Genomic DNA, 23,208 nt, shown 5'->3' with positions numbered 1-23,208 from the left:
TGCGATGTTGATGTTCCGGGAGCGACGCCCCACCCACCGTACGATCGAAGGCTGGGCCCGGTCGGTATTGTTGGAAGCTGGGGCCATTCGCGAGTGCGAGCAGCACGGCTGGATGCAAGATCGTGCTGACCCCCATGCCCGCGACCGCGCGCTGGAAATTGCCCGCGAAGCGCCGCCGGCCGGCGTCTCTGCGGAGGCGGCGACCAGTGCGATTGCCGAGGTGCTCTACAGCATTGGCGATACCTGCCCCGAATGCCTGCCTCAAGACAGGTATTGATGCCGGCGACTGCTCGGTGCAGGACGTCTATAACATAAGAATGTCCTCGTCCGATCCCGATCAAGGCGGCGCACCAACGCGCAAGATCATCCATATCGACATGGATGCGTTCTATGCGTCCGTGGAGCAGCGCGACAATCCGGAGCTGCGCGGCAGGCCGGTCGCGGTCGGCGGTTCGGCAGAACGCGGCGTCGTCGCCGCTGCGAGCTACGAAGCCCGCAAATTCGGCGTCAGATCCGCCATGCCGTCGGTGACCGCGAAGCGGCAGTGTCCCGATCTGATCTTTCGTCAAACCGCGCTTCGAGGTCTACAAATCGATCAGCCGACAGATCCGCGAGATCTTCGCGAGCACACCGCCATCATCGAGCCGCTGTCGCTCGACGAGGCTTACCTCGACGTCACCGAGAACCTGCAGGGCATTCCGCTCGCCCGCGACGTCGCGCTACGGATCCGCGAAAAGATCAAAGCTGATACCGGCCTCAACGCTTCGGCCGGCATCAGCTACAACAAGTTTCTCGCGAAGCTCGCCTCGGATCATCGCAAGCCCAACGGCCAGTATGTGATCTCGCCGGAAATGGGACCGGCGTTCGTTGAGACACTGCCGGTGGGCAAGTTTCACGGCATCGGTCCCGCGACGGCCGCGAAGATGAACGCGCTCGGCATCTTCACCGGCCTCGACATGCGCAAGCAGACGATGGAGTTCATGGGCGTGAATTTCGGAAAGTCGGGCGCCTACTACTACTGGATCTCGCGCGGCATCGACGAACGCCCCGTCCGGCCCAACCGGATCCGGAAGTCGGTCGGGGCCGAGAGCACCTTTTCCAGTGACCTCACCGATTTTGATGCCTTGGTTGCAGAGCTCCGGCCACTCGTCGACAAGGTCTGGCGCCACTGCGAGGGCACGGGCAACCGAGGGCGGACGGTGACGCTGAAGGTCAAGTTCTTCGATTTTGAGATCATCACCCGTAGTAGGTCGGTCCTCACCCCGGTGCCAAGCCGGGACGATCTTGAGAGCCTGGCGGTCGGCTTGCTTCAGGCCGAGATTCCGCTGCCGAAATCCGTTCGTCTGCTGGGAGTCTCGCTGTCCTCGCTGCACGCCGGGGACCAGTCCGAGCCACAGCTGCATTTGCCGATCTGAAGCCGTCAGGGATGCGACATGAGTGCGACGAGCACGACTAGTTTAGGGCGTGTACTCAAAAATGCCGCTTCTCGGGGTGAAGCAGACCTACGCAAATAAGTCCGGCATTTTCGCCTTTCGACCCAAAGCCGACTTTGCGGGCCCAGCTGGCTATTCCCTTAAGTTGCCTCAAGTGAGTAAAATGCCAACGTTCCTTCCCGGCAGTTGCCAGTTTGATTTTTCTTAAGGGAATCGGCAGTCGCGGGTGCGGCTTGCGCGGGCACTTTACGAACCGACTTTTGGGGACATCGCCATGATACGACGGCTCATGTTCTTCTTCGACGGCAGCAGCAATCAGGCGGCAGCGGCGAAGGATATCATCCCAACTAACGTCTTTCGTCTCAATCGGGCAGTCACTTACGGCTTCTCGGGAGTACCGCAAATTGCATTCTACTTCGCCGGAGTGGGAACCAGGCGGGACTATGCATCCGCGGCAACGGGGCGAGGGTTCGACGAAATTGTCATCGAAGCGTACGTAAATTTAGCCTCGAATTATATGCCAGGCGACCAAATTTATCTGTTCGGCTTCTCACGGGGCGCTGCAGCTGCTCGCGCACTGAGTGAGCTCATCTCAAAACCTGGCCTGCTACCGGCAGACAACCTCGACGTCTTTCCCGAACTGTGGAAATGCTTTGTCGAATCAGATCTCGGTGACGCCAAACTTCAGTCGCTAACTTCGAAATTCAAGTCGCGCCTCCATAGCGATCAACCAAGGATTCGGTTCTTGGGAGCCTTTGACGCAGTCGCTGGATCGAGTTGGGACCGTTTCAACGTGTTCGGCAAAGTGAGATTCAGAAATTCGACGCTAGATCCCTCTGTTGACCATGCTGTGCACCTGCTTGCCATAGACGACAATCGTAACCCATCGTTTTCGCCTCTACTTTGGGAGGGAACCTCCGAGCGCACGCAAATTCTAGAGCAGATTTGGATGCCTGGCGTGCATGCCGATATTGGTGGATGTTCCGATGGCCGTTTTTTGGGCGATGTTGCTCTACTCACAATGATGGAGCGCATTCAACAATATTGTCCCGAGGTCGAAATCGACGAGGGGTATTTGCAAAAAGAGGTTGTCTCTAACGTCCGATCAGCCAGGCGCGTTGAAATATCAGATGAGCGCCCAGGTATTTTAAGAAAACTTCTGAGAGGCGGCCCAAGAGCTATCGGGCGGCAGGGCGGTGAGTACATCCACTCAATATTCGGCCAGCTGTTGAATCGGCAATTTGCCATCAGAGGCGAACAGAAGCGATATTGCCCCGAGAACTATCGCAAAGCGCTTTCAGTGGCGGCCACGGAGCTGGACGACGAATTACAGAATATCGTCAAGCGTCTAACTCGGCAGTAAGGCAGGAAACGACACGGCCGTCATATCGATGCTACCTTCCTGATATCCAATGTTCCGCGGAAAATCATCTCGACCGCAACGTAGAGAATGACGGCCAAACCGACGTAAGCAACCGATCGATGATTTTGCAGAAGGCGCGCAATGAAAGAAGCGGCCACACCCATCATCGCAATGGAAAGCCCCAAGCCGAAAATCATGACTAGTGGATGCTCGCGTGCCGCCCCCGCGACGGCCAGAACATTGTCGAGCGACATGGAAACGTCGGCCGCAATAATCTGCCAACTCGCTTGGACGAGTGTCTTGCGGGGCTTGTTCGCTGCGATTGCTCCAGCGGCCTCCTTCGCACCGATGGGCTTTGTGGAGGACGCGCGCAACTCTCGCCACATTTTCCAACATACCCACAACAACAGGACCCCACCAGCGAGCGCGAGGCCCGTGATCTGGAGGATTTGCGTCGCTAACCCGGCGAGCAGCATGCGCAGTATCGTCGCTGCGACGATCCCGATCAAAATCGCCTTGCCACGTTGCGCCTGGGGAAGGCCCGCGGCGGCAAGACCGATGACGATCGCGTTATCGCCCGCGAGCACGAGATCGATAAGAACGACCTGCAAGAGTACGTTCAGGACATCTGTATTGAGGTAATCAAACACGAGTCATGCTCCCCGGTGCCAGGGGAAACGGGCCACTCCCAAGCGAGGATTTTTGGCTATTCGTATGGGTCGACCGATACGTGCCGCCATCCCGTACTGCAGACCGAAACAAGGCCGCTCTAACCAAACTCTTGTTCGACGTCGCCGGCTGTCAGGGGGCTAAAGCGGGATGAGGTTAGGTTGAATCGATTTGGGATTCCCAAATCAGCTTGTTTCTGATTCACCATGCTGGCTGGGCAGGAGGCCAGCATGGATGGGCAAGCCTTACTCTCTCGATCTTCGGAAGCGTGTGGTGGCGGCGATTGAGGGCGGCATGTCCCGCAATCGGGCAGCCAAGCAGTTTGGGGTCGCGATCAGCACGGCCATTGGCTGGATGCAGCGGCTCGATGAGACCGGCAGCGTTGCTCCGGGGCAGATGGGCGGTCACAAGCCGAAGATGATTTCGGGTGAACACGCGATTTGGCTGTCGCAGCGGATCAAGAACGACGACTTCACCCTGCGTGGGCTCGTTGCCGAACTTGCCGGGCGCGGCCTGAAGGTCGACTATCACTCGGTGTGGGATTTCGTGCATGCCGAGAAGCTCAGCTTCAAAAAAAAGCGTGACGGCTGGCGAACGCGATCGTCCCGACGTGGCGCGGCGGCGGGTCCAATGGACAAAGTATCAAGACCGCGTCGAAGCTGAGCGGCTGGTCTTCATCGACGAGACCTGGACCAGGACAGACATGGCGCCCTTGCGGGGATGGGCGCCGCGCGGACACAGACTCCCCACCAAGGTGCCTCACGGCCGCTGGAAGACCATGACCTTCCTCGCGGCATTGCGCAGTGATCGGATCGATGCGCCGTGGTTCATCGAGGGACCAATCGACGGCGAGAGCTTTCGGACCTATGTGGCGAAGGTCCTTCTGCCAACACTTCGTCCCGGCGATATCGTCGTCATGGACAATCTCGGCAGCCACAAAAGCAAAGCCGTGCGCCAGCTCATCCGCTCCGCCGGAGCCAAGTTGTTCTTCCTCCCAAAATACTCACCCGACCTGAACCCGATAGAACAGGTCTTTGCCAAGCTCGAACATCTGCTCCGAAAGGCCGCCGCACCAACCGTCGATGCGGTCTGCGCCGCCATCGGCCAGCTCCTTGACGCCTTCACACCAGAAGAATGCGCGAACTATCTCAAAAACTCAGGCTATCGAAGCTAATTTCATCATGCTTTAGGTGACTATCTCCTACAGCCGCGTCCGAATGCTGCCCGAAAAGCAGTGCCACTTGATCTGGTTCGCCAAGAATCGCTGCGGCGCAACCCATCATGGTGAATGCACCGGCAATATCCCAAAGCGTTACATTTTCTAACGTTTCATTTTCTGAATTTGCCCGAGCCAAGAGCGCCGTGACGATCGCGTCCAAGAAAAGCAGAATGCTGAGCGCAGGCAAGACGAGTTGGATATCCAGGAAGTGCATCATCAAGAATGCGGGAGCTGCGACCAGGATGCTCAACAGCGCGAATATGCAGAATGTGTCCCGCCAAGGAGCATTCCTGTTTGTCCAACTTGCATGAGAAGCGATCATTTTGTCCTCCTGCATAGGAGCGTCTTCTAGCGCCGCAAATTACTGAACTACTCTGGTCTAGATGCACCGTTTTCCGACGTCTCCCCGATCAATGTTTTGTCCTATGCCGCCGAGTCTCGATCAGCGTAATAGCGCCGGCCGCCACCACGGCAATAACGACGACGGCTGCAAGCGCCTCGACCGACGCCAGGGTCCCGGACCATTTGTCCCAAAGCTCAATCATGTGCTTGCCTCTCGCGAGAGCGCACCCACGATCGACAAAAGCCACTCTCTAAAAAGACGAACCTTTACGATCAGAAAAACAATGCTACCCATCGCCGCGCGCTTTTTGACCGCGCGGCAAGGTGACTTATGCGGCACCGAGACGCAGGCCGCTTGGACACCCGTATATCGCCTGCGCTCCGGATCACGGCGACACGCCTCTGGATCGCAGAGGACTTCCGCCCGTCGTCGGTCAGCTGCGCCAGGTAGCGGGCATAAACGGCGAACGCGAGCTATCTGTCAGCCGCGGCACCGGGATGTCGGCTAGTGGCCCCTTAGCCGACTAGCTAGGACGAACTGGCCATGTCCGGTCTTGAAGACTGAACGGACACGGCCCTACCTCCGCGTGGGCTGTTCGGGTTCGATGCGAGCCCCATGAGGGCAACATGAGCAAAGACCCCCCGACGATTTTCCAATGATTGCCGGGGCTGTCCTAGAGCAGGACGTCGAGATCGTGCTCGTGCGCCGAAGGTTCTTCAGTAAAGTAGGCTGGAGATGATGCTCTGAAGCTGGCTGGATGTTGAAGCCACTAGCCCGTCGAGGGAGGTCTGACCCTGAGCAGCCGCCTGTAGGATATACTCGGCGACGGCGGCCTTGAGACCAAAGACGGATTGGTTGGCGGATACGTTCGCCATCACTGTCTCCAGCGCGTTGCGCATCGTTTGGATTAGTTCTGAACTGTATTTCATGACCGTCCTCTACGAGCTCACAATAGCCAGGCAGGTCGTCGTCGCTACTCACAAGGCTGCGATTCCGCCTTTCCGTTTCGTAATGAACCGCACCTTCTAGCGGTATACGATTTTCGCGCACACTTGGGCACACTTCGGCTTCGTAGGACGCGCTGCAGCCCAAGACGCCGCCTTTGAGCGCTAGGCTGCTCGGCGCTTTTTTCGAGGCGCGCCGACTTTCGTCTTCAACTTGCCGGAGCCAGCCTTCGACACTCGGCCAAGGTCAGCAAGAGAAGCGGCGAGAATCTCGCGCTGAGCGTCGATCCAATGCATCTCGGCTTTACCGTGCTCGCAGCCGCTTTCTATCCAGAGCTGGTAGGCGCGTTCGCGAATGATTTGTTCCAGATCAGACATCGTGCTCCCTCCAATACGGAGCGGCATCCTGCGGGCAGACGGTTAACAAGAATTCAAGCTGCGGGGCCGGAACCTGTCGGCACCTATCCAAGATACGAGACGTCCTTCGCGCGTGAGGCCAATTCGCCCTCCACCTTATCGATCTCGGCCTGATTGCGCTCTATGAACGCCGCAAGTTCGTCTCGGGACATCTCGGAGAGGGCTTTCTGCTGGGACGATGTATCCTTACGCGTGGGCGCAATGTGCCCTGCCCGGTCTAGGACTTTGATCGAAAGATCGGCTCGGACACGCGCACTAACACTAGTATCTTGCAGCAATGACTTCGCGACTCGATAGGCGAGCGGGGCACCCACCACGGCCAAATCGATCTGGATCGATTCCGATATTGCGGCCGCGACCGCCGGCAGTCGCATCGTCTTATAGACCGACTTGGGATGATAGCCGGCGAGCTCGGCAGCTTCCTCGGGCCGCTTGCCCTCGTTGACGATGAACCGCACGAGCGCACGTTGCTGTTCAGTGAGATCGTAGGGAGCTAGGGAAGGCATGTCCGGGCTTCTTCCTCTTCAGTCTTCGCGAGACGCGTTCGCAGCCGCGATCAGGCGGCGCAGATCGATGTTGTATTGCGGTACATTCGGATTCTTCACGGGCCGCTCCAAGAGGTGCGCTGCCACGTTCGGATCGAACCACGCCAGGTGAACTATGTCGTCCGCATTCTGCTTGTTCGATGGCAACATCTCGAGGAGCAGTTTAAACCGCTTGATTAGACCACCACCGGCAAGGTCACCCTTGAAGTGGCGCACCGCCAGTTGCGCCCAGCCAGGGATGTTGAGCTTCTCGGCTGTATCACTGCCGACTGTCGCACGCTTCTCGGCCTCCTTGAAGTACGACAAGATCTTGTGAGCCTGCCGGAGGTTGTTCATCTCTTCCGGCGTGAAGGTCTTCGCGAGCAGAGCTTCGTTCTCGTTGAACTCCTTGGCCAGTCTGGCGAACTGCACCTCGAGCGTCTCGCCAACTTGCCGGGTACCCTAGACCTTGTCGGTGAGGACCTCGGACATGGCTGCTTTCCAGCCCCGGCCCGCTTGAGGATCGTTCTTGATAAGCGCATTGATCTCGTCGAGCTTGGTCCCAGCGCCATACTTGTTGCCGAGGAGTTTCTGAGCGACGTCACGAGGATCCTCTCGGAGCAAGGTACCGACGGCCGATCGATCAACTTCCGCTTCGGTCGCTTTGCGCGCTGTACGCGCAGCCTCGAGGTCCGCACGCGTTTGCGCGGACATCTGTTCTCCACGACGCGCGGCCGCGGTGATGTCATCAAACTCACCGCGCACCGTGGGAAATTGCGCCAATACGTCGGCATTGTTTCGTGCCCATGCGTTCGCCCGGATCGAGTTGACTGTCCCGTCTGCGTTGAGGGCAGATTTGGCGAAGTCTGCACGGAGATAGTCGCGAAGCGCCGCATATCCGGCCGGCGCCGCCGGCGAACCCTCCAGCGCGCGCGTCAAGCTGGCCGCTTTCTCCGGCGACGCCAGGAAGCGATCCGCGGTGGCACTCGGAGGCGTAGCGCCGCGATTGAGCTCGCCGTCCGCGTTCTGCCCGCTGCGATCGAGCTCGCGAGTGAACCGTGCCGTCTCATCGTTTCGCTCCGGGCGGAAACGCTGCGCGAAGCGCTGATAGTTGGCATTGGCTTCTGAATAGCCGAGCGCGTCCTCGAGCGTGCGATTGATCGCAGTCCGCAATCGGCCGAGGTTGTCTGCAAGGTCGAAGTTCCCGGAGGCCTGCGCCCGTTCTTGGGCCGCACCAATGAACTTGCGGAGGTCCGCCAGGTCGCCACCGAGTGCGGTGCCGGGGCCGCCGACGTTGATCATCTGCCCGCTCTCCGGCAGATGTTCGACCATCTGGGGCCGAAGAGTATTGAGCCGGCGCATGAAGTCCTCGGGCAACACGCCGGGCGCCAAGTCGCTTGCGTTGCCGCGGATCCGATCGATCGACGAGAAGATGTTGTCCGCAGGAAGCTCGTCAGCACGACCTGGGGCGTTGTCGAACAGCCGGTTCTTTTCTGCACGCGCCGGGATGTAGGTCTGATCGACGAGAGCCTCGTCCAAGCGACGGGAGGCGTTCGCCTTTACCTCGCTGTTAGCGAGTGCTCCGAGCGGCTCTCCTTGGTCGGCTCGGATCCGATCGACGGCCCGGTTCGCGTCTTCCCTTTGCAGGATGTCGTTTTCCGCTGCGCCCATTCGCTGCTCACGCGCCTGCGCGGCGCGGCGCATCACGGCGCCAAGATCGGCCTCCGGATCTCTCATCGCTTCGACCCGCTCGGCCGCGGCGGCCTTCACATTCTGGTCGCGCTTGATGAAGTCCGGCGCTGACTTGAGGCGCGCCCCTTGCTCTGCGGCAATGAGACCCGGGTCGCCTGACAACAGGCCTGACGTCGGCATGGCCGCGCCCTGCAAGGGCGACGCGCCTTCCTCTGCCGGCCGCGCTAAGGCGGCCGCATTCTCGCGGATGTCTTGCGCTAGCGCGCGCGGCGCGCCGGAAGCGGCGACTTGCATTTTCCCGGCGGCGCGATTGACATCAGCGGTACTGTACGGCGCCCGCGTGTTCGGGTTGAGCGGGATCGGCGCTGATGCGGAGCCGAATGATTTTGCCGCGATGTTTCGGATCAACCCGGCAATGCCTTCCGCCGTGCCTTGGAGGCTGTTCGCACCGACGGCGCCGACGACGGGCGCAAGCGCGTTGGCGATTGCCTTAGGCCATGTGTCTCCGACGACAGCGTGCTCGGGGACGTAGTCGTCTGCGGCGTTCACCGCCACGCCGGAGCCCATGCCGCCGATCGTGTCGCCGACAAGCGTCCGCGCCGGCGCCTCGGTATACGGCCGCGACATGTGGTCCAGGACACGCCCGACGGCGGTGTCGGACCGTGTCGTGGCCGCTGCCACGATTGGCGCTCGAGCGGCAAGCATGGCGCCCGTGCCGAGCGCCTGGGTGCCGAAGCGGTTGACGTTGTAGCCGAGCTTCTCGCTGCGCGACATGGTCGCCGGATCGATGCCGGGCAGCACCGAAGTGGCCTTCTCGACCAGCTTGGATGCCGGCGTCGCGTAGGGCAACGTGTCCGAGCCAAACAGCGGTTGCGAAATGTGGCTGATGCCTGGGATTTTGTTCGCCGCCCAAATGCCTGCGTTAGTCGCCCCCGCCGCGAGGTCAAACGGACCGGTGACGATGTCGGTGAGGCCCTTGCCGACGCCTTGCGCGCCAACGGTGAAGTCGCGGACCGCGCCACCGACGCTGCTCGGGAGCAACGACGCGGGCCGCTCGATCGGCTGCGGCTGTTCAGGGGCGACGTAGAGCCGACCGCTTTGCGCGGCGTTCTGCGCGCCCAAGCCGGGCGTGGCGGGGGCAGCCATCGGTGCAGGCGCAGCCGCTTGCGCCGGGACGCTCGCGAGCGCGCGTTGAATGTCCGCCGGCGTGAAGTCGTCGGGAAATTCGTGCTGCTGACCTTCGAAATCGACTAGTTGGGGCATGCTCATTCCGATCGCAAATTAGATATGCTCTCCCGGCTATTTCCTGCGTGCCCCCCAGCGCCGCTACCCCAGGATTGCCGCACAGTAGTCGACGGCTTTAGCTTGCGACCAACTCCCGCTGCCATATCCGAGCTGGCTCCAGTTGTCGGAAGCGATTTGAGTGAGCGATGTCCTGGTCTTAATCGAGGGCGTAAGCCCGAATGACGCCAGCACGGTGCCAGCCCATTTCATTTGATCCCACACCCGCATATGAATGTTGTCTGGCTGAGGGAGCACGACGCCGTCGGCCGCAAGCACGCTGCCCCAATACGCTGTGATGATCGTGTTCATGTCGATAACCAAGACGCCTTGTGCCGCGGCCGCGGCCTGCGCCGCTTGGTTCATCGTCCCTTGCCCCAAGAAGGAGACGTCCCACTGGTAATCCGTCCCTACCGCGGGCGAATTGTCGGGTGTGGTGCACACGCGAAGATCGAGCGTCAGCCGCGCCGCCTTCACGGCCGAGAGAACGCCTTCGTATTGCGACCGATACAGGTTAGGGCTCGAATTGTGCTGCCCGGCATCTTCAAACACGACCATGTCTCGATCGCCGACATCGGAGGACGCGAAGAACGTCGCGAGATCTGACGCGAGATTGGCCTGCGAGATTGAACCGATAAGGTAGGTGTCCCCGCGAATGTTGACGCCATTCTCTTCGAAAACAAGGTTCTGCATTCGCCAAATCGATGAGAACCCGTACATCGGGTGTGTCGGCGCGATCAGGTCTGCGAGGTTTCCGAGAGCGTAGCCGCGGGCGAAACTATCGCCCACCATCCACAGCCGCCGCGTGCGCTGGTAGAAGGTCATCGGCCAAACACTACAACCGTGAACTGGATGGAGCCGCCGAGCCGGTTCTCAATATAGATGTTGTTCGCGTCGATCGAGATCGTAAGCTTTCCGTCGACTCCTGTCGTTCCTGTCAACGCGCCTGTTGTCGTGTTGACACTCGAGCCGGTCGGGGTGGAGACCAGACTGTTACCGCCGACGTTGTTCGCGAAAAATAGCGCGTAAGTGTTCGCGATGTTGGACGTCACCATACCGATGCCCGTGAAGGCCGATGGTGTCACCGGGATCAAGTAGACACTGTCATCGGCGATTGTGGGCTGGAAAGTACGCGCTGTTCTGGCGACGAGCTGAGGCGTTACGACGCGGGTCGAGTCCGTGTAGGCGTCGGCCTCCGATGTGTTTGCCAGTTCGACAATGCCTGGAGTCGTCGTGCTCGCCGTCGGTGTCGTTTGATCGGCAAAGGTGATCGCGGTGACGCCAAGCGTTCCACCCGTGTTAGGCGTGCCCAAGAAGATGCGATCGGCGTACAGTGTCCCCTGTTGAACGCTGACGATCGCGCCGCAATACGAGGCGAACGTGGAATATGCCGAGGCGCGCACGGCCCCGCCGGAGCTCGGAACTGTGTAAATGCCGTTCTCAGCGGGCGCGGTTTGCTGCCAGACCAGGACCAAATCTCCGGTCACCAACGTGACACCGTCAATGGTGTCTCCGTTTTCCAGCGCGTTGGTGAGGTTCACGTTTCCGGTCGTCGACACTCGGACGCTCACGCCCGTGCCGTTATTGCCAGCCGCCCCCGTCGGCCCGGTCGGGCCAGGATCGCCCTGCGGGCCTTGGGCACCGGTGGCGCCGGTCGCGCCAGTGGCGCCGGTGTCGCCCTTGGCGCCCTGGGGCAGATTGGCCATGAACGTCCACTTGCCGGCCGCGAGGTCGGTGTTGAAGTCGCCGGCGGTATGGGCCGTCTGTGCCTGGTAAAGCCCCACTCCGTGGACCACGACTTGCAGCACGCCGTACGCCGTCCCGCTCGCCCACGTGCTCACCGGCGCCAAGCCGGCGGTCTGAAGCGACGATGCAAGCTGATCGTAGCCCACAACACCGTTCATCAACGCGCCGTCGGCGCGGATGACGGTCTTCATGAAGTCGACGGTCTGCGCGTGGGTAATCGCGACCTGGTTCAGGTCCGCCTTGACCTTGTCCGCCGGCAGTGGCCGGTTCGGGTTGCTGTTCTGATACGAAACGTAATCGTACTGACGCGTGTATTTTGTGGGGTAGGACATGGACCGCCGACGGGGTGAGAGGAAGTGCGCGGTATTGCGCGGTGGGTGCCGTCGGCGAAGCGGCGTTGCGTCCGTAGGATGAAGTGTAACTCAGACGCGGTTATTGAGAAGTGAAAAGTTATAAGGGAGTCCCTTTGGCGATGGTCGAGGCTTTACTCTCGTCTCGCTGCAATTTTTTGGAATGCAGCAAAACGCTCAGCGTCGTCAGAATTAGGAAGAGCCCATTCTCCGCACCACTGCGTGTTCTTTGTCAGGGGCCAGCATTCCGTAGGCGCCCACGCATTTTCAGGAACGTACGGTCGAACTTCGCTCGGTTCTTTCCAGATCAGCTTTACTGGCTCGGTGCTCACCAAAGGCGTTGGTGGAAATCGCCGACACTGCGCGTACGACTCTGCTGTTGCGGCTGCGGGCATGCCTTGATCGGTGGTCCAGAAGCGACAATTCACACACCATTTTACAGACGGCTTCTTTGCGCGTTTGAACATGATTGCCTCTTTAAATGAGCGATGCTGAGTTCCCTGAACTTCTCAAGAATCAGAAAATTAGTAGAGCGGCTTTGCGAACTTTGGACACCAAGCCGGGGGCTCCCCCCGAGGGGTGGGTGCCGGGCTGGCGGTGGTGGGGGCCTACATCTGCCGGCGACGACGTCCGCTCTCGCGCGTCAAGCGCGCTAACCCTTCGTCAATCGTATCGGCCAAGCGCTGCATCATCACACGGCCCGCTGCTGTCAAGCGATCGCCTTGCTCTAGCGCCGCCTGGCGCGATCGCTCCAGATTACGTTTCGCGCGGACGCCTTGCGCGGTCAGCGCGGGGCAGGTCTCGAGCTCTGCTATCGCGGCGTCGTACTCTGCATCGTTGCGAGCGGACGCCACGCGATTGAGCGCGATCACCGCGGGGTCTCTTGCAGGCGCGGCTTTCTTTTTCATCGAAACGCACTCCTCTGCGTCGACCGAGTCTAGCTAAGTTGCTGGCGCTGCTCAAATGTTCGAGTCGTAAAAGCCCCTGCGGCACAGTGATTTCTTGTATGGTTATGCGCGGTATGAATTCGACAGACGAACACTCGGTCAAAGGGAAAGCTGAGCTTGTCCAAGCGCTAGCTTGTCGGGTTTTCGTATTAGACTTTTTCAGACAAAAATTCTGTTGCTGAATTCTCAAACGAGCGCATCCTAATCGCGGGTCGAAAGCCCAAACGTTAGCCGAACGCCATTTCCGGTTAGTCGGCATCACCAGATTGTCCAGGGGCCGCGCGCGTATGTCCAAGGCGCACGCCCAAAGGTGCGCGGGGCCGTTCTAACGTCGGTCATTTCGCCCCTGGACTTCCATCTTGCTCGAAAGGCAAAACGTTATGCGCTCATCTCATGCTCTGCGTTGCAACGCCGCCCCCTGGCAAACCGACATCGGCCGCGCGCTTGCGCGCACGAACACAGATCTCATCCTCATCTTTGATGAGGGGTACGCCATGATTCAGTGCCAGGTGAGCTCCGCAGTCGCCGCCGCGATGTTGGCGCCTCTCAAGGGCAACGCCGCCGGCCAATTTCGTCCCTTGGCGGGCAATCTAGTCGAGGTCGACGCCGCGGTGACGCTGCCCATGGCAATGCGAATGCTAAAGGCAAAAGACGAGATGGAAGCTTGCTTGCAGCTGCACTGATTGCCGCGCGAACGCATCGGTGAGCGGATCATCGCCGCTCACCGTGCTTCCGCGGTGCTTCCGGCAGTCAGTAAGCGCCGAGCACGAACGCTGCTAAGTGATTGAATTGAATGGTGCTGCCAGACAGGATTGAACTGTCGACCTCTCCATTACCAATGGAGTGCTCTACCACTGAGCTACGGCAGCAGGTGCTGGGATAAGAATCGGCCGCCGCGAGGGGCCTACCAAGCGGGGCGATATCTGCCACAAGCCCCCCCTCTGTGCAAGCTCACCGGTCCGGCCAAATCGATAAAATCGGGCCCGTTGCGCGCCGAAAGCGGCCGTTTTCCATCGAAATGACCAGTTTGGAGCGGATTTGGTTCCCGCAGCATCCCCAGCCAAATGGGCAATTGGCCGCGCCCGCGAATTCGACCAAATCTCGCGGCTTCGTTGTCGCGGCTGGCCCAATGCCCCTTGATCTCTGTTATTCGATGGCATCCTGCGGCCGGCCAACGTGATGGGTCCGAAAATGATCGACGAGAACGACAAGAGACCAACGGCTGACCGCCGGCAGGACCGGCTGAAATCGGCGCTGCGCGAAAACCTGAAGCGGCGGAAGGTGCAGGCGCGCGAACGCGCCGCAATCTCCGACCCCTCGCAGAATGACGATGATTCCCTAGATGAGGGGATCGCCGGCAAGACCGGCGGTTAGAATCCGGCGGCTAGACTTTTGGGAATGAGCGAGAGTGACGATGGGGCAGGACGAACCGGAACGAACCGATGCGGACGCGCGGATGCCGCGGTTCTCTCGCCCTGAACAGACATTTCCGACGCTGACGCCCGCCGAGATCGAGCGCATGCGGCATTTCGGCGAGCTCCGCACCTATTCGCATGGCGAGCTGCTGTTCGAGACCGGCAAGCCGGGGCCGGGCATGTTCGTGGTGTTGAAAGGCCACGTCGCCATCATCCAGCGCGACGGGCTCGGTCACGTCACCCCGGTGATCGACCAGGGGCCGGGCCAGTTTCTGGCCGAACTTAGCCAGCTCTCCGGCCGGCCCGCGCTGGTCGATGGCCGCGCCGAGGGCGATGTCGAGACGCTGCTGCTGCCGCCGGACCGCCTGCGCGCGCTGCTCGTCGCCGAGGCCGAACTCGGCGAGCGCATCATGCGTGCGCTGATCCTGCGCCGGGTCAGCCTGATCCAGGGCGGTGTCGGCGGTCCGGTGCTGATCGGGCCGTCGCATTCGGCCGGCGTGGTGCGGTTGCAGGGTTTTCTCACCCGCAACGGCCAGCCGCATCATCTGCTCGATCCCGACAGCGAGCACGACGCCGCCGAGGTGATCGCGCGCTATTCGCCCAAGCCTGAAGACTGGCCGCTGGTCGTCACCGCCGGTGGCACGGTGCTGCGCAACCCGGGCGAGACCGAGCTTGCGCGTGCGATCGGCATGATCGGTGGCCCGCGCAACGATCGCATCTACGACGTCGCGATCGTCGGCTGCGGACCGGCGGGGCTCGCGACGGCGGTTTATGCCGCCTCCGAAGGGCTTTCGGTTGCAGTGCTCGATACCCGCGCCTTTGGCGGCCAGGCCGGCGCCAGCGCGCGCATCGAAAACTACCTTGGCTTTCCGACCGGGATTTCAGGGCAGGCGCTGACGGCGCGCGCCTTCAATCAGGCGCAGAAGTTCGGCGCCGATATCATGATTCCCGTGACGGTGAGGTCGCTCGACTGCACGCGCGCCGACGGCGCATTTTCGGTGGCGCTCGACGGCGACGACCTGCTGCGCTCACGCGCCGTCGTGGTCGCGAGCGGCGCGCGCTATCGTCGGCCGGAGATCGAGAACCTCGACAAGTTCGAGGGCCGCGGCGTCTGGTACTGGGCCTCGCCGGTGGAGGCGCGGCTCTGCGCCGGAGAAGAGGTGGCGCTGGTCGGCGCCGGCAATTCGGCGGGCCAGGCGGCAGTTTTCCTGTCGGGCCACGCGAAGAAAGTGCTGATGATCATCCGCGGCGGCGGCCTCGGGGCCAGCATGTCGCGCTATCTCATCGAGCGCATCGAAGCGACGCCGAACATCGAGCTGCTCTTCAACACCGAGATCACGGCGCTCGAGGGTGACGAGGCCTCGCTGCTGCGGCGCATCCGCTGGAAGAGCCGACTGTCGACCGACGAGGATTCTGCCGACATCCGCAATCTCTTTTTGTTCGTCGGCGCCGATCCCGCCACCGGCTGGCTCGACGGCTGCGGCGTGACGCTCGATCGCGGCGGCTTCGTCGTCACCGGCGCGCAGTCCGAGCAGAATTTGGGCCGGCTCGTTGCCCCGCTCGAAACCTCCGTGCCCGGCGTCTATGCCGTCGGCGACGTCCGCTCCGGCTCGGTCAAGCGCGTCGGCGGCGCCATCGGCGAGGGCGCGCAGGTCGTGGCGTCCCTGCACGGCTATCTCGGCGACGCCGCAAAACCGGCGCTTTAGCCAAGCAGAAGACAAGCAGATGGCAAGACGAATCTGACTTGCCATTGTGCCGCGTCATGCAGACTATCTCCTCACCATCAGGGTCTAAACACAACAAGGTTCAAGGGAGGACTAAATGGCTGAAATCGTCGTGCTCTACAAGACGCCCAAGGATGCTGCGGCCTTCGACAAGTACTATGCCGAGACCCACATTCCGCTCGCCAAAAAACTTCCCGGGCTGAAGAAATATGCCGTCAGCAAGGGGCCGGTCGGCTCCCCCGCCGGACCTTCCGGAGTCCACCTCGTCGCCATTCTCACCTTCAACAGCGTGGCCGACATCCAGGCGGCATTCGGCAGCGCAGAAGGCAAGGCGACCGCCGCTGACGTGCCGAAATTCGCCAGCGGCGGCGCCGACCTGCTGATCTTCGACACCAAGGAAGTGTGAGACGCATGCGAGGGCGGCCCGTACATCGCGGGCCGCTCTTGCCGAATTGGATTCAACTTTCGTCGAAGGCCTGCCGTCGTTTGTGACAGCGATGCAAAGTATTCAAGCATGCGTTTGTCGATTCGCACGACGATGCATGGCTTCGCGCATGCGGGTGGCGACAACGCATATGGAAATCCGATGAGGGCCGTAATACCATTCACCTGATCTCAATGCAGAGAGTAGGAGAGATGCCATGGTCCTTGGGTTGAGCCTGCCCGCCTTCACGATGGTCCATGTCATCATCAGCCTGATCGCCATCGTTGCCGGCCTCGTCGTGATGTTCGGCCTGCTCGGCTCGAAGCCGATGCCGGGCCTCACCGGGATCTTCCTCCTGTTCACGATCCTCACCAGCGCCACCGGCTTCCTGTTTCCGTTCAAGGAGCTGCTGCCGTCGCATATCATCGGCATCATCTCGCTGGTGTTGCTCGCGATCGCCTGCATCGCGCTCTACGGCATGAAGCTCGCGGGCGTCTGGCGTCCGGTCTACATCGTGACCGCGATGATCTCGCTCTATTTCAACGTCTTCGTGCTGGTGATCCAGTCGTTCCTGAAGGTGCCGGCTCTCCAGGCGCTCGCACCGGCCGTGCCGCCGGCGCCGCCTGCGGGCCCGGTGTTCGCGGTGGTGCAGGGCATCGTGCTGATGTTCTTCGTGGTGCTGACCGTCGGCGCCTGGCGCCGCTTCAGGCCGATGGCGTTCGCCGATCGCTGACACCTCGTCATTCCGGGGCATCGCGCAGCGATGAACCCGGAATCTCATTCCACAACCTCTGGATTCCGGGTTCGCGCTGGTGCGCGCCCCGGAATGACGTCTCTAACTGAAGGAGTCTTTCCAATGCCCACCATCACCACCAAAGACGGTGTCGAGATCTTCTACAAGGATTGGGGAAGTGGCCAGCCGATCGTGTTCAGCCATGGCTGGCCGCTGTCGTCCGACGATTGGGACGCGCAGATGATGTTCTTCGTGACTCACGGCTACCGCGTCATCGCCCATGACCGCCGCGGCCATGGCCGCTCGTCGCAGGTCGCCGATGGCCACGACATGGATCACTATGCCGACGACCTCGCGGCCGTGACCGCGCATCTCGACCTGAAGAACGCGATTCACGTCGGTCACTCCACCGGCGGCGGCGAAGTCGTGCACTACATCGCCCGTCACGGCGAGAGCCGGGTGGCGAAGGCCGCGATCCTCTCGGCGGTGCCGCCGCTGATGGTGCAGACGGCAGCCAATCCCGGCGGCCTGCCGAAGAGCGTGTTCGACGATTTCCAGGTCCAACTCGCCGCCGGCCGATCCAGCTTCTACCGCGACATCGCCGCCGGCCCGTTCTACGGCTACAACCGCCCGGGCGCGAAGCCGTCGGAAGCGGTGATCCAGAACTGGTGGCGGCAAGGCATGATGGGTGGTGCGAAGGCGCATTACGACGGCATCGTCGCGTTCTCGCAAACCGACTTCACCGAAGACCTGAAGAAGATCAACGTGCCCGTGCTGGTGATGCACGGCGACGATGACCAGATCGTGCCCTACGCCGATTCCGCGCCGCTGTCGGCGAAGCTTCTGAAGAACGGCACGCTGAAAACCTACAAGGGCTTTCCGCACGGCATGCCGACGACGCATGCGGAGACGATCAACGCGGACCTGCTGGCGTTTTTCAAGGGGTGAGCTGCGAGGAGTTGATTGGAGCGTTCAATCGGCGACGCTCTCTTGCCCTCTCCCCTTGTGGGAGAGGGTGGCTCGCCGCTCAGCGGCGAGACGGGTGAAGGGTTGTTTCCGCAAACGAATCTCTCGCATTTGTGCTCGTGGATAGAACCCCTCATCCGGCGCTTCGCGCCACCTTCTCCCACAAGGGGAGAAGGAAGAAAACATTCACTTCAATATCTCCCTGATCGCGTCGAACGTTCGCTTCACGAAAGTCTCCGGCTTGTCGCGCGTGCCTTCGCCAAGCCAGCTCTCGCCGCCGACGCGGATTGCGCCGGTGGCGATCATGGCGACGAGCCGCGCCTTCAGCCGGTCCGACTTGCGCCCAGACCGTTGAGTCAGTCCTTCGACGAAGGCCCGCTCGAGCTTTTCGTATTTGAGCTGGTCGCGGGCCTGAAGCGCGGGATTGTCGCGCTTGAGCCGCGACATCGCTGCGGCCCCGGTCGGATCGACCCGCTTGACCGCCGCTGCGATCGCATTCTCCGCCGCCGTCAGCATGGGTTCGTCCGCAGGCCTTGCGACAATCTCGGCGACCAGTGCGCTCGCGGCGTCCTCCTGCCAGGCGGCAACCACGTCCTCCTTGGACGCGAAATAATGGAAGAAGCTGCGGCGCGACACGTCAGCCGCAGCCGCGATGTCGTCGATGGTCGTGGCCTCGAAGCCGCGCTCGAGAAACAGCGCCATCGCCGCGCGGGTCAGCCGCTCGCGGGTCTGCTGGCGCTTGCGCTGACGCAGGCCCGGCATTGCCGGCGGTTTCTCTCCCGAAGGCAATGGCTTGGCGCGTTTGGCGGTGTGCTTCGAAGCCTTCAAATTCCTTCACCTCTTGCAAAGTTGCACTAAGTGCACATTTAGACCGGTCGCGGGCCTTTTCCACCCCCTGATAGCCTGGAGATATGGAATGACGGACTGGACCACGGCGGACATCCCCTCCCTCAGCGGCAAGACCGCCGTCGTCACCGGGGCCACGGGCGGCCTCGGCTACGAGACGGCACTGGCGCTGGCGGGCGCCGGTGCCATCGTCATACTCACCGGGCGCAACGACGCAAAGGGCCTGCGGGCGATCGAGGGCATTTGCAACCGCTTTCCCAACGCGCTGATCGCCTATGAGCATCTGGATCTCGCAAGTCTCGCTTCCGTGGCCGATTTCGCCAGGCGCTTTGCCGCCGGCAACGAGCAGCTCGATCTCCTCGTCAACAATGCCGGTGTGATGGCGCTGCCGAAACGGCAGCAGACGGAGGACGGTTTCGAGATGCAGCTCGGCATCAACTATTTTGGCCATTACGCGCTGACGGCGCGCCTGTTGCCGCAGCTTCGCCGTGCGAGGGCCGCGCGCATCGTCAATCTGTCCAGCCTTGCCCACCGCTCCGGCGCGATCAATTTCGACGATCTGCAAAGCAAGCATTCCTATCGTCCCTGGCGCGCCTATTGCCAGTCCAAGCTAGCGATGCTGATGTTTTCGCTTGAGTTGCAGCGCCACAGCGACGCCGCAGGCTGGGGTGTGATGAGCCTCGCCGCGCATCCCGGCTACGCGCGCACCGATCTCATTCCGAACGGTCCGGGCGCCAACACCCTGTCGTGGCGGGTCGGCCGGCTGTTGCAACCCTATATCAGCCAGTCCGCCACGGAGGGCGCGCTGCCCACCCTGTTCGCTGCGACCTCTCCGGCCGCGGAGCCCGGCGGCTATTACGGTCCGAACTGGTTCTATGAACTGAAAGGACCGCCGGTGCCGGCGAAGATCATGCCGCAGGCGAAGGATTTCGCCGCCGCCGCGATGCTGTGGGATGTCTCGACGACGCTGACCGGTGTATCCTTCGACGAGATCGTGGCCGCCGCATGAGCCGCGACGCCGTTGGGGACGTCCCGATGCAGGTGATCATCTTCGGCGCGACCGGCATGGTCGGGCAGGGCGTTTTGCGCGAGTGCCTGATCGATCCCGGCATCGACCGCGTGCTCGTGGTCGGCCGCAGCCTGACCGGCGTGCGTAATGCCAAGCTCGTCGAGATCATCCACGACAACTTCCTGGATTATTCGGCGATCGAAGCGCAGCTCACCGGCTTCGATGCCTGCTTCTTCTGCCTCGGCGTCTCCTCGATCGGCATGAGCGAGGAACGCTACCGCCGTCTCACTTACGACCTCACGCTCGCCGCGGCGACGACGCTGGCCAGGCTCAATCCGCAGATGATTTTCACCTACGTTACCGGCGCCGGCACCGATTCCACCGAGCAGGGATCGCGGATGTGGGCGCGGATCAAGGGCAAGACCGAGAACGACCTCCTCAAGCTGCCGTTCAAGGCTGCCTACATGTTCCGGCCCGGCGCGATCCAGCCTTTGCACGGCGCCCGCTCCAGGACCGCCTGGGTGCAGGCCGTCTACGCAGCGACCTGGCCGCTGTGGTCGGTATTGCGCCGTCTCTCGCCCAGGCTCGTCACCTCGACCGAGCAGATCGGCCGCGCCATGATCCATGTCGCCCGGGAAGGCTATCCGCGGAAGATGCTGGAGATGGAGGATATCAATAGCCTCTAGGTAGTTTTCGCGGATATTTCCGCGCTGGCGCGCGTTGAGTCCTATCCGCCACCGAACCCACCGTCTCCGAAAGAGAGTCCCGGCGATGTCTCCCCAGCTCAAACTGATTGCGCTCGACGCCGACGACCTCGCCGTGATCTCCACCCAAGTCCAGGACGCCCGGGTCCAGACCTCGGACATCATCTGGCGGCAGGGCGAGAAGCGGCTGGTGGTCGGCATGAGCCGGCTGGACTGGGAACAGACTCTGGAAGGCGAGGCCGAACCACGCCGGCTGGTCGCAGCGCTCCGCTTCGACCGCGTGCTCGCCTGCAAATCGCGCAATATCGACCTTGCCGCGCCGGACAAGGTCCTGGACCTCGTCGGCATCGAGTTTCACCCCGAGGGCGGCCGCGACGATGAGCCCGGCGGCAGCGCGCTGCTCCTGTTTGCCCAAGGCGGCGCCGTCCGCCTCGACGTCGAGTGCCTGGAATGCGCGCTGACCGATCTTGGGGCGGATGAGCTGGGGACGGGGCTAGGGATCGAGGGGGAGGCATAAGGGGCGCATACCGTATGCCACAATCCAGCCCTGGCCGAGACGACACCTCCCAAGGGTTGACGGCGGAGGGCCGCCGCGCCATTGAGCAGGGGGTCTTGTGACGCCGATCCGCCCCCAAGAAACCAGCCAAAAGACCATTGCAAAATGCCCGTTCGCCTCGACCGCAGCAGCGCCGATTTTGACCAGCGATTTGCGGCCTTCCTCGCCGCCAAGCGCGAGATCTCGGCTGACGTCGAGGCCGCCGCGCGTGCCATCGTCGATGACGTGGCGAAGCGGGGCGATGCCGCCCTGCTCGAGGCGACGCAAAAATTCGACCGGCTGACGCTGGATGCGGCCTCCTTGCGCGTCACGGCCGGCGAGATCGAGGCTGCGGTGAAGGCCTGCGATGCCGCGACGCTGGATGCGCTCAACCTCGCGCGCGACCGCATCGAGACCTATCACGCCCGCCAGCTGCCGAAGGACGAGCGCTTCACCGACCCGCTCGGCGTCGAGCTCGGCTGGCGCTACACTGCGATCGAATCCGCCGGCCTCTACGTGCCCGGCGGCACCGCGGCCTATCCGTCCTCGGTGCTGATGAACGCGGTGCCCGCAAAAGTCGCCGGCGTTGCGCGCCTGGTGATGGTGGTGCCGTCGCCCGACGGCAAGCTCAATCCGCTGGTGCTGGCGGCAGCAAAGCTCGGTGGCGTCACCGAGATCTATCGCGTCGGCGGGGCGCAGGCGGTGGCCGCGCTCGCCCATGGCACCGCGACCATCGCGCCGGTCGCAAAGATCGTCGGCCCCGGCAATGCCTATGTTGCCGCCGCGAAACGGCTGGTGTTCGGCAAAGTTGGCATCGACATGATCGCCGGTCCCTCCGAGGTGCTGGTCATCGCCGACGACACCGGCAACGCCGACTGGATCGCCGCGGATCTGCTGGCGCAGGCCGAGCACGATGCCAGCGCGCAATCGATCCTGATCACCGATTCCGCGCGCCTCGCCGCCGACGTCGAGAAGGCCGTCGAAGCGCAGCTGAAGACGCTGCCTCGCGCCGTGATCGCCGGCGCCTCCTGGGCCGATTTCGGCGCCATCATCATGGTGAAGAATCTTGCCGACGCTATCCCGCTGGCCGACGCCATCGCAGCCGAGCATCTCGAGATCATGACGGCGGATCCGGACGCGCTCGCCGCAAAGATCCGCAACGCCGGCGCGGTCTTCCTCGGCGCGCATACACCGGAGGCGATCGGCGATTATGTCGGCGGCTCCAACCACGTGCTGCCGACGGCGCGCTCGGCGCGGTTCTCCTCGGGGCTCTCGGTGCACGATTTCATCAAGCGTACCTCGATCCTGAAATGCGGCCCGGATCAGCTTCGTGCGCTGGGCCCGGCCGCGATGATTCTCGGCAAGGCGGAGGGGTTAGATGCCCATTCGCGCTCGATTGGATTGCGCCTCAATCTGTCATGACCAAGCCGCCCGAACAGGACGACTCGAACAATCGCATCGTCGCGGTCACTCTCGACGAGGACTCGATCGGCCGTTCCGGGCCCGACATCGAGCACGAGCGCGCGATTGCGATCTACGATTTGATCGAGCAGAACCTGTTCGCGCCCGATGGTGCGGATGGGCAGGGCCCGTTCACGCTTCATATCGGCATCACCGGCAACCGGTTGATGTTCGACATCCGCCGCGAGGACGCTACGCCCGTGGTCGCGCATCTGTTGTCGCTGACGCCGTTCCGGCGGATCGTGAAGGACTATTTCATGATCTGCGACAGCTACTACCAGGCGATCCGCACCGCGACGCCGGACAAGATCGAAGCCATCGACATGGGCCGCCGCGGCATCCATGACGAGGGATCGCGCACGCTGCAGGAGCGGCTGAAGGGCAAGGTGCGGGTCGATTTCGAGACCTCGCGCCGGCTGTTCACGCTCATCACTGTTCTGCACTGGAAGGGCTAGGGCATGGC

General features: G+C 62.1%; 28 protein-coding genes and 1 tRNA gene. 16 read left to right on the top strand and 13 right to left on the bottom strand.

Going from position 1 to position 23,208, the window contains the following annotated elements; genetic code table 11:
* Window positions 1-4 precede the first annotated feature (4 nt).
* From IVB18_RS46030 to IVB18_RS46020, 3 genes are all read left to right on the top strand, one after another.
* Window positions 5-277 (top strand): hypothetical protein, encoded by a 273-nt coding sequence (locus IVB18_RS46030; protein WP_247986662.1) that lies wholly within the window; start codon window positions 5-7, stop codon window positions 275-277.
* Complete coding sequence (dinB, locus tag IVB18_RS46025) at window positions 234-1,415, top strand: DNA polymerase IV (RefSeq protein ID WP_247986661.1); 1,182 nt, start codon at window positions 234-236, stop codon at window positions 1,413-1,415. The genes IVB18_RS46030 and dinB overlap by 44 nt, the downstream gene beginning before the upstream one ends.
* Window positions 1,416-1,722: 307 nt before the next feature.
* The gene (locus IVB18_RS46020) at window positions 1,723-2,796 is read left to right on the top strand and encodes a DUF2235 domain-containing protein (RefSeq protein WP_247986660.1); all 1,074 of its coding nucleotides are present in this window, start codon (window positions 1,723-1,725) and stop codon (window positions 2,794-2,796) included.
* 20 nt (window positions 2,797-2,816) lie between these two features.
* Here IVB18_RS46020 and IVB18_RS46015 read toward each other — a convergent pair whose 3' ends face one another.
* Complete coding sequence (locus IVB18_RS46015) at window positions 2,817-3,446, bottom strand: TerC family protein (RefSeq protein WP_247986659.1); 630 nt, start codon at window positions 3,444-3,446, stop codon at window positions 2,817-2,819.
* A 253-nt stretch (window positions 3,447-3,699) separates the two neighbouring features.
* Between IVB18_RS46015 and IVB18_RS46010 the strand changes: the two genes are divergently transcribed.
* A protein-coding gene (locus IVB18_RS46010; protein WP_247991890.1) for an IS630 family transposase occupies window positions 3,700-4,639 on the top strand; the annotation gives its coding sequence in 2 pieces (ribosomal slippage) (window positions 3,700-4,035 and window positions 4,037-4,639; 939 coding nt in all).
* Here the strand turns inward: IVB18_RS46010 and IVB18_RS46005 are convergent.
* The 7 genes from IVB18_RS46005 to IVB18_RS45980 all read right to left on the bottom strand — a co-directional run bounded on the left by IVB18_RS46005 (window position 4,614) and on the right by IVB18_RS45980 (window position 9,171).
* Window positions 4,614-5,006: a hypothetical protein gene (locus IVB18_RS46005; RefSeq protein WP_247986658.1), complete on the bottom strand. Its 393-nt coding sequence runs from the start codon at window positions 5,004-5,006 to the stop codon at window positions 4,614-4,616. The two genes, IVB18_RS46010 and IVB18_RS46005, sit on opposite strands and share 26 nt — an antisense overlap.
* A gap of 88 nt (window positions 5,007-5,094) precedes the next feature.
* On the bottom strand, window positions 5,095-5,229 hold the full coding sequence (locus IVB18_RS51795) for a hypothetical protein (RefSeq protein WP_256476663.1): 135 nt from the start codon (window positions 5,227-5,229) through the stop codon (window positions 5,095-5,097).
* 514 nt (window positions 5,230-5,743) lie between these two features.
* Entirely contained in the window at window positions 5,744-5,956 is a 213-nt protein-coding gene (locus tag IVB18_RS46000) for a hypothetical protein (protein ID WP_247986657.1), read from the bottom strand.
* A 180-nt stretch (window positions 5,957-6,136) separates the two neighbouring features.
* Window positions 6,137-6,349: a DUF2934 domain-containing protein gene (locus IVB18_RS45995; protein WP_247986656.1), complete on the bottom strand. Its 213-nt coding sequence runs from the start codon at window positions 6,347-6,349 to the stop codon at window positions 6,137-6,139.
* Window positions 6,350-6,432: 83 nt separating this feature from the next.
* On the bottom strand, window positions 6,433-6,894 hold the full coding sequence (locus IVB18_RS45990) for a hypothetical protein (protein ID WP_247986655.1): 462 nt from the start codon (window positions 6,892-6,894) through the stop codon (window positions 6,433-6,435).
* 18 nt (window positions 6,895-6,912) lie between these two features.
* A complete protein-coding gene (locus IVB18_RS45985; protein ID WP_247986654.1) occupies window positions 6,913-7,344 on the bottom strand; it encodes a hypothetical protein in 432 nt (143 codons plus the stop codon).
* Window positions 7,345-7,374: 30 nt separating this feature from the next.
* The gene (locus IVB18_RS45980; RefSeq protein ID WP_247986653.1) at window positions 7,375-9,171 is read right to left on the bottom strand and encodes a hypothetical protein; all 1,797 of its coding nucleotides are present in this window, start codon (window positions 9,169-9,171) and stop codon (window positions 7,375-7,377) included.
* 312 nt (window positions 9,172-9,483) lie between these two features.
* Here IVB18_RS45980 and IVB18_RS45975 point away from each other — a divergent pair, with 312 nt between their 5' ends.
* Window positions 9,484-9,858 (top strand): hypothetical protein, encoded by a 375-nt coding sequence (locus IVB18_RS45975; protein ID WP_247986652.1) that lies wholly within the window; start codon window positions 9,484-9,486, stop codon window positions 9,856-9,858.
* A gap of 72 nt (window positions 9,859-9,930) precedes the next feature.
* On the opposite strand, the gene IVB18_RS45970 is transcribed toward IVB18_RS45975, so the two are convergent.
* The 3 genes from IVB18_RS45970 to IVB18_RS45960 all read right to left on the bottom strand — a co-directional run bounded on the left by IVB18_RS45970 (window position 9,931) and on the right by IVB18_RS45960 (window position 12,853).
* The gene (locus IVB18_RS45970) at window positions 9,931-10,710 is read right to left on the bottom strand and encodes a hypothetical protein (RefSeq protein WP_247986651.1); all 780 of its coding nucleotides are present in this window, start codon (window positions 10,708-10,710) and stop codon (window positions 9,931-9,933) included.
* Window positions 10,707-11,963 carry a hypothetical protein gene (locus tag IVB18_RS45965; RefSeq protein ID WP_247991972.1) on the bottom strand — a complete coding sequence of 419 codons (1,257 nt, stop codon included), beginning with the start codon at window positions 11,961-11,963 and terminating at the stop codon, window positions 10,707-10,709. The genes IVB18_RS45970 and IVB18_RS45965 overlap by 4 nt, the downstream gene beginning before the upstream one ends.
* 626 nt (window positions 11,964-12,589) lie before the next feature.
* Window positions 12,590-12,853, bottom strand: coding sequence for a hypothetical protein (locus IVB18_RS45960; protein ID WP_247986650.1), 264 nt, complete (start codon window positions 12,851-12,853; stop codon window positions 12,590-12,592).
* 434 nt (window positions 12,854-13,287) lie between these two features.
* Here IVB18_RS45960 and IVB18_RS45955 point away from each other — a divergent pair, with 434 nt between their 5' ends.
* Complete coding sequence (locus IVB18_RS45955) at window positions 13,288-13,611, top strand: hypothetical protein (RefSeq protein WP_247986649.1); 324 nt, start codon at window positions 13,288-13,290, stop codon at window positions 13,609-13,611.
* Window positions 13,612-13,722: 111 nt separating this feature from the next.
* Here IVB18_RS45955 and IVB18_RS45950 read toward each other — a convergent pair.
* Window positions 13,723-13,797 (bottom strand) — tRNA-Thr (locus tag IVB18_RS45950).
* Window positions 13,798-14,119: 322 nt separating this feature from the next.
* Here IVB18_RS45950 and IVB18_RS45945 point away from each other — a divergent pair.
* From IVB18_RS45945 to IVB18_RS45925, 5 genes are all read left to right on the top strand, one after another.
* Window positions 14,120-14,302: a hypothetical protein gene (locus IVB18_RS45945; protein WP_247986648.1), complete on the top strand. Its 183-nt coding sequence runs from the start codon at window positions 14,120-14,122 to the stop codon at window positions 14,300-14,302.
* 40 nt (window positions 14,303-14,342) lie between these two features.
* On the top strand, window positions 14,343-16,049 hold the full coding sequence (locus IVB18_RS45940) for an FAD-dependent oxidoreductase (RefSeq protein WP_247986647.1): 1,707 nt from the start codon (window positions 14,343-14,345) through the stop codon (window positions 16,047-16,049).
* Window positions 16,050-16,164: 115 nt separating this feature from the next.
* Window positions 16,165-16,473, top strand: coding sequence for an EthD family reductase (locus IVB18_RS45935; protein ID WP_247986646.1), 309 nt, complete (start codon window positions 16,165-16,167; stop codon window positions 16,471-16,473).
* Between the two features lie 235 nt (window positions 16,474-16,708).
* Window positions 16,709-17,224 carry a hypothetical protein gene (locus tag IVB18_RS45930; protein WP_247986645.1) on the top strand — a complete coding sequence of 172 codons (516 nt, stop codon included), beginning with the start codon at window positions 16,709-16,711 and terminating at the stop codon, window positions 17,222-17,224.
* Between the two features lie 123 nt (window positions 17,225-17,347).
* Window positions 17,348-18,172, top strand: coding sequence for an alpha/beta hydrolase (locus IVB18_RS45925; protein ID WP_247986644.1), 825 nt, complete (start codon window positions 17,348-17,350; stop codon window positions 18,170-18,172).
* A 204-nt stretch (window positions 18,173-18,376) separates the two neighbouring features.
* Here IVB18_RS45925 and IVB18_RS45920 read toward each other — a convergent pair whose 3' ends face one another.
* Entirely contained in the window at window positions 18,377-19,018 is a 642-nt protein-coding gene (locus IVB18_RS45920) for a TetR/AcrR family transcriptional regulator (protein ID WP_247986643.1), read from the bottom strand.
* A gap of 88 nt (window positions 19,019-19,106) precedes the next feature.
* Here IVB18_RS45920 and IVB18_RS45915 point away from each other — a divergent pair, with 88 nt between their 5' ends.
* The 5 genes from IVB18_RS45915 to IVB18_RS45895 all read left to right on the top strand — a co-directional run bounded on the left by IVB18_RS45915 (window position 19,107) and on the right by IVB18_RS45895 (window position 23,200).
* Window positions 19,107-20,045 carry an SDR family oxidoreductase gene (locus tag IVB18_RS45915; protein WP_247986642.1) on the top strand — a complete coding sequence of 313 codons (939 nt, stop codon included), beginning with the start codon at window positions 19,107-19,109 and terminating at the stop codon, window positions 20,043-20,045.
* A 26-nt stretch (window positions 20,046-20,071) separates the two neighbouring features.
* A complete protein-coding gene (locus IVB18_RS45910; protein WP_247986641.1) occupies window positions 20,072-20,731 on the top strand; it encodes an epimerase in 660 nt (219 codons plus the stop codon).
* Between the two features lie 85 nt (window positions 20,732-20,816).
* Window positions 20,817-21,266, top strand: a complete 450-nt coding sequence (locus tag IVB18_RS45905) for a DUF2948 family protein (protein ID WP_247986640.1) — start codon at window positions 20,817-20,819, stop codon at window positions 21,264-21,266.
* Window positions 21,267-21,410: 144 nt separating this feature from the next.
* Window positions 21,411-22,706 (top strand): histidinol dehydrogenase, encoded by a 1,296-nt coding sequence (gene hisD, locus IVB18_RS45900; protein WP_247986639.1) that lies wholly within the window; start codon window positions 21,411-21,413, stop codon window positions 22,704-22,706.
* The gene (locus IVB18_RS45895; RefSeq protein ID WP_247986638.1) at window positions 22,703-23,200 is read left to right on the top strand and encodes a UPF0262 family protein; all 498 of its coding nucleotides are present in this window, start codon (window positions 22,703-22,705) and stop codon (window positions 23,198-23,200) included. The genes hisD and IVB18_RS45895 overlap by 4 nt, the downstream gene beginning before the upstream one ends.
* Window positions 23,201-23,208: the final 8 nt, after the last annotated feature.

The sequence above is a fragment of the Bradyrhizobium sp. 186 genome, assembly GCF_023101685.1.
GTDB lineage: Bacteria > Pseudomonadota > Alphaproteobacteria > Rhizobiales > Xanthobacteraceae > Bradyrhizobium.
Note: the sequence above shows the minus strand (reverse complement) of the source record. Positions and strands in the feature narration are given on the sequence as shown.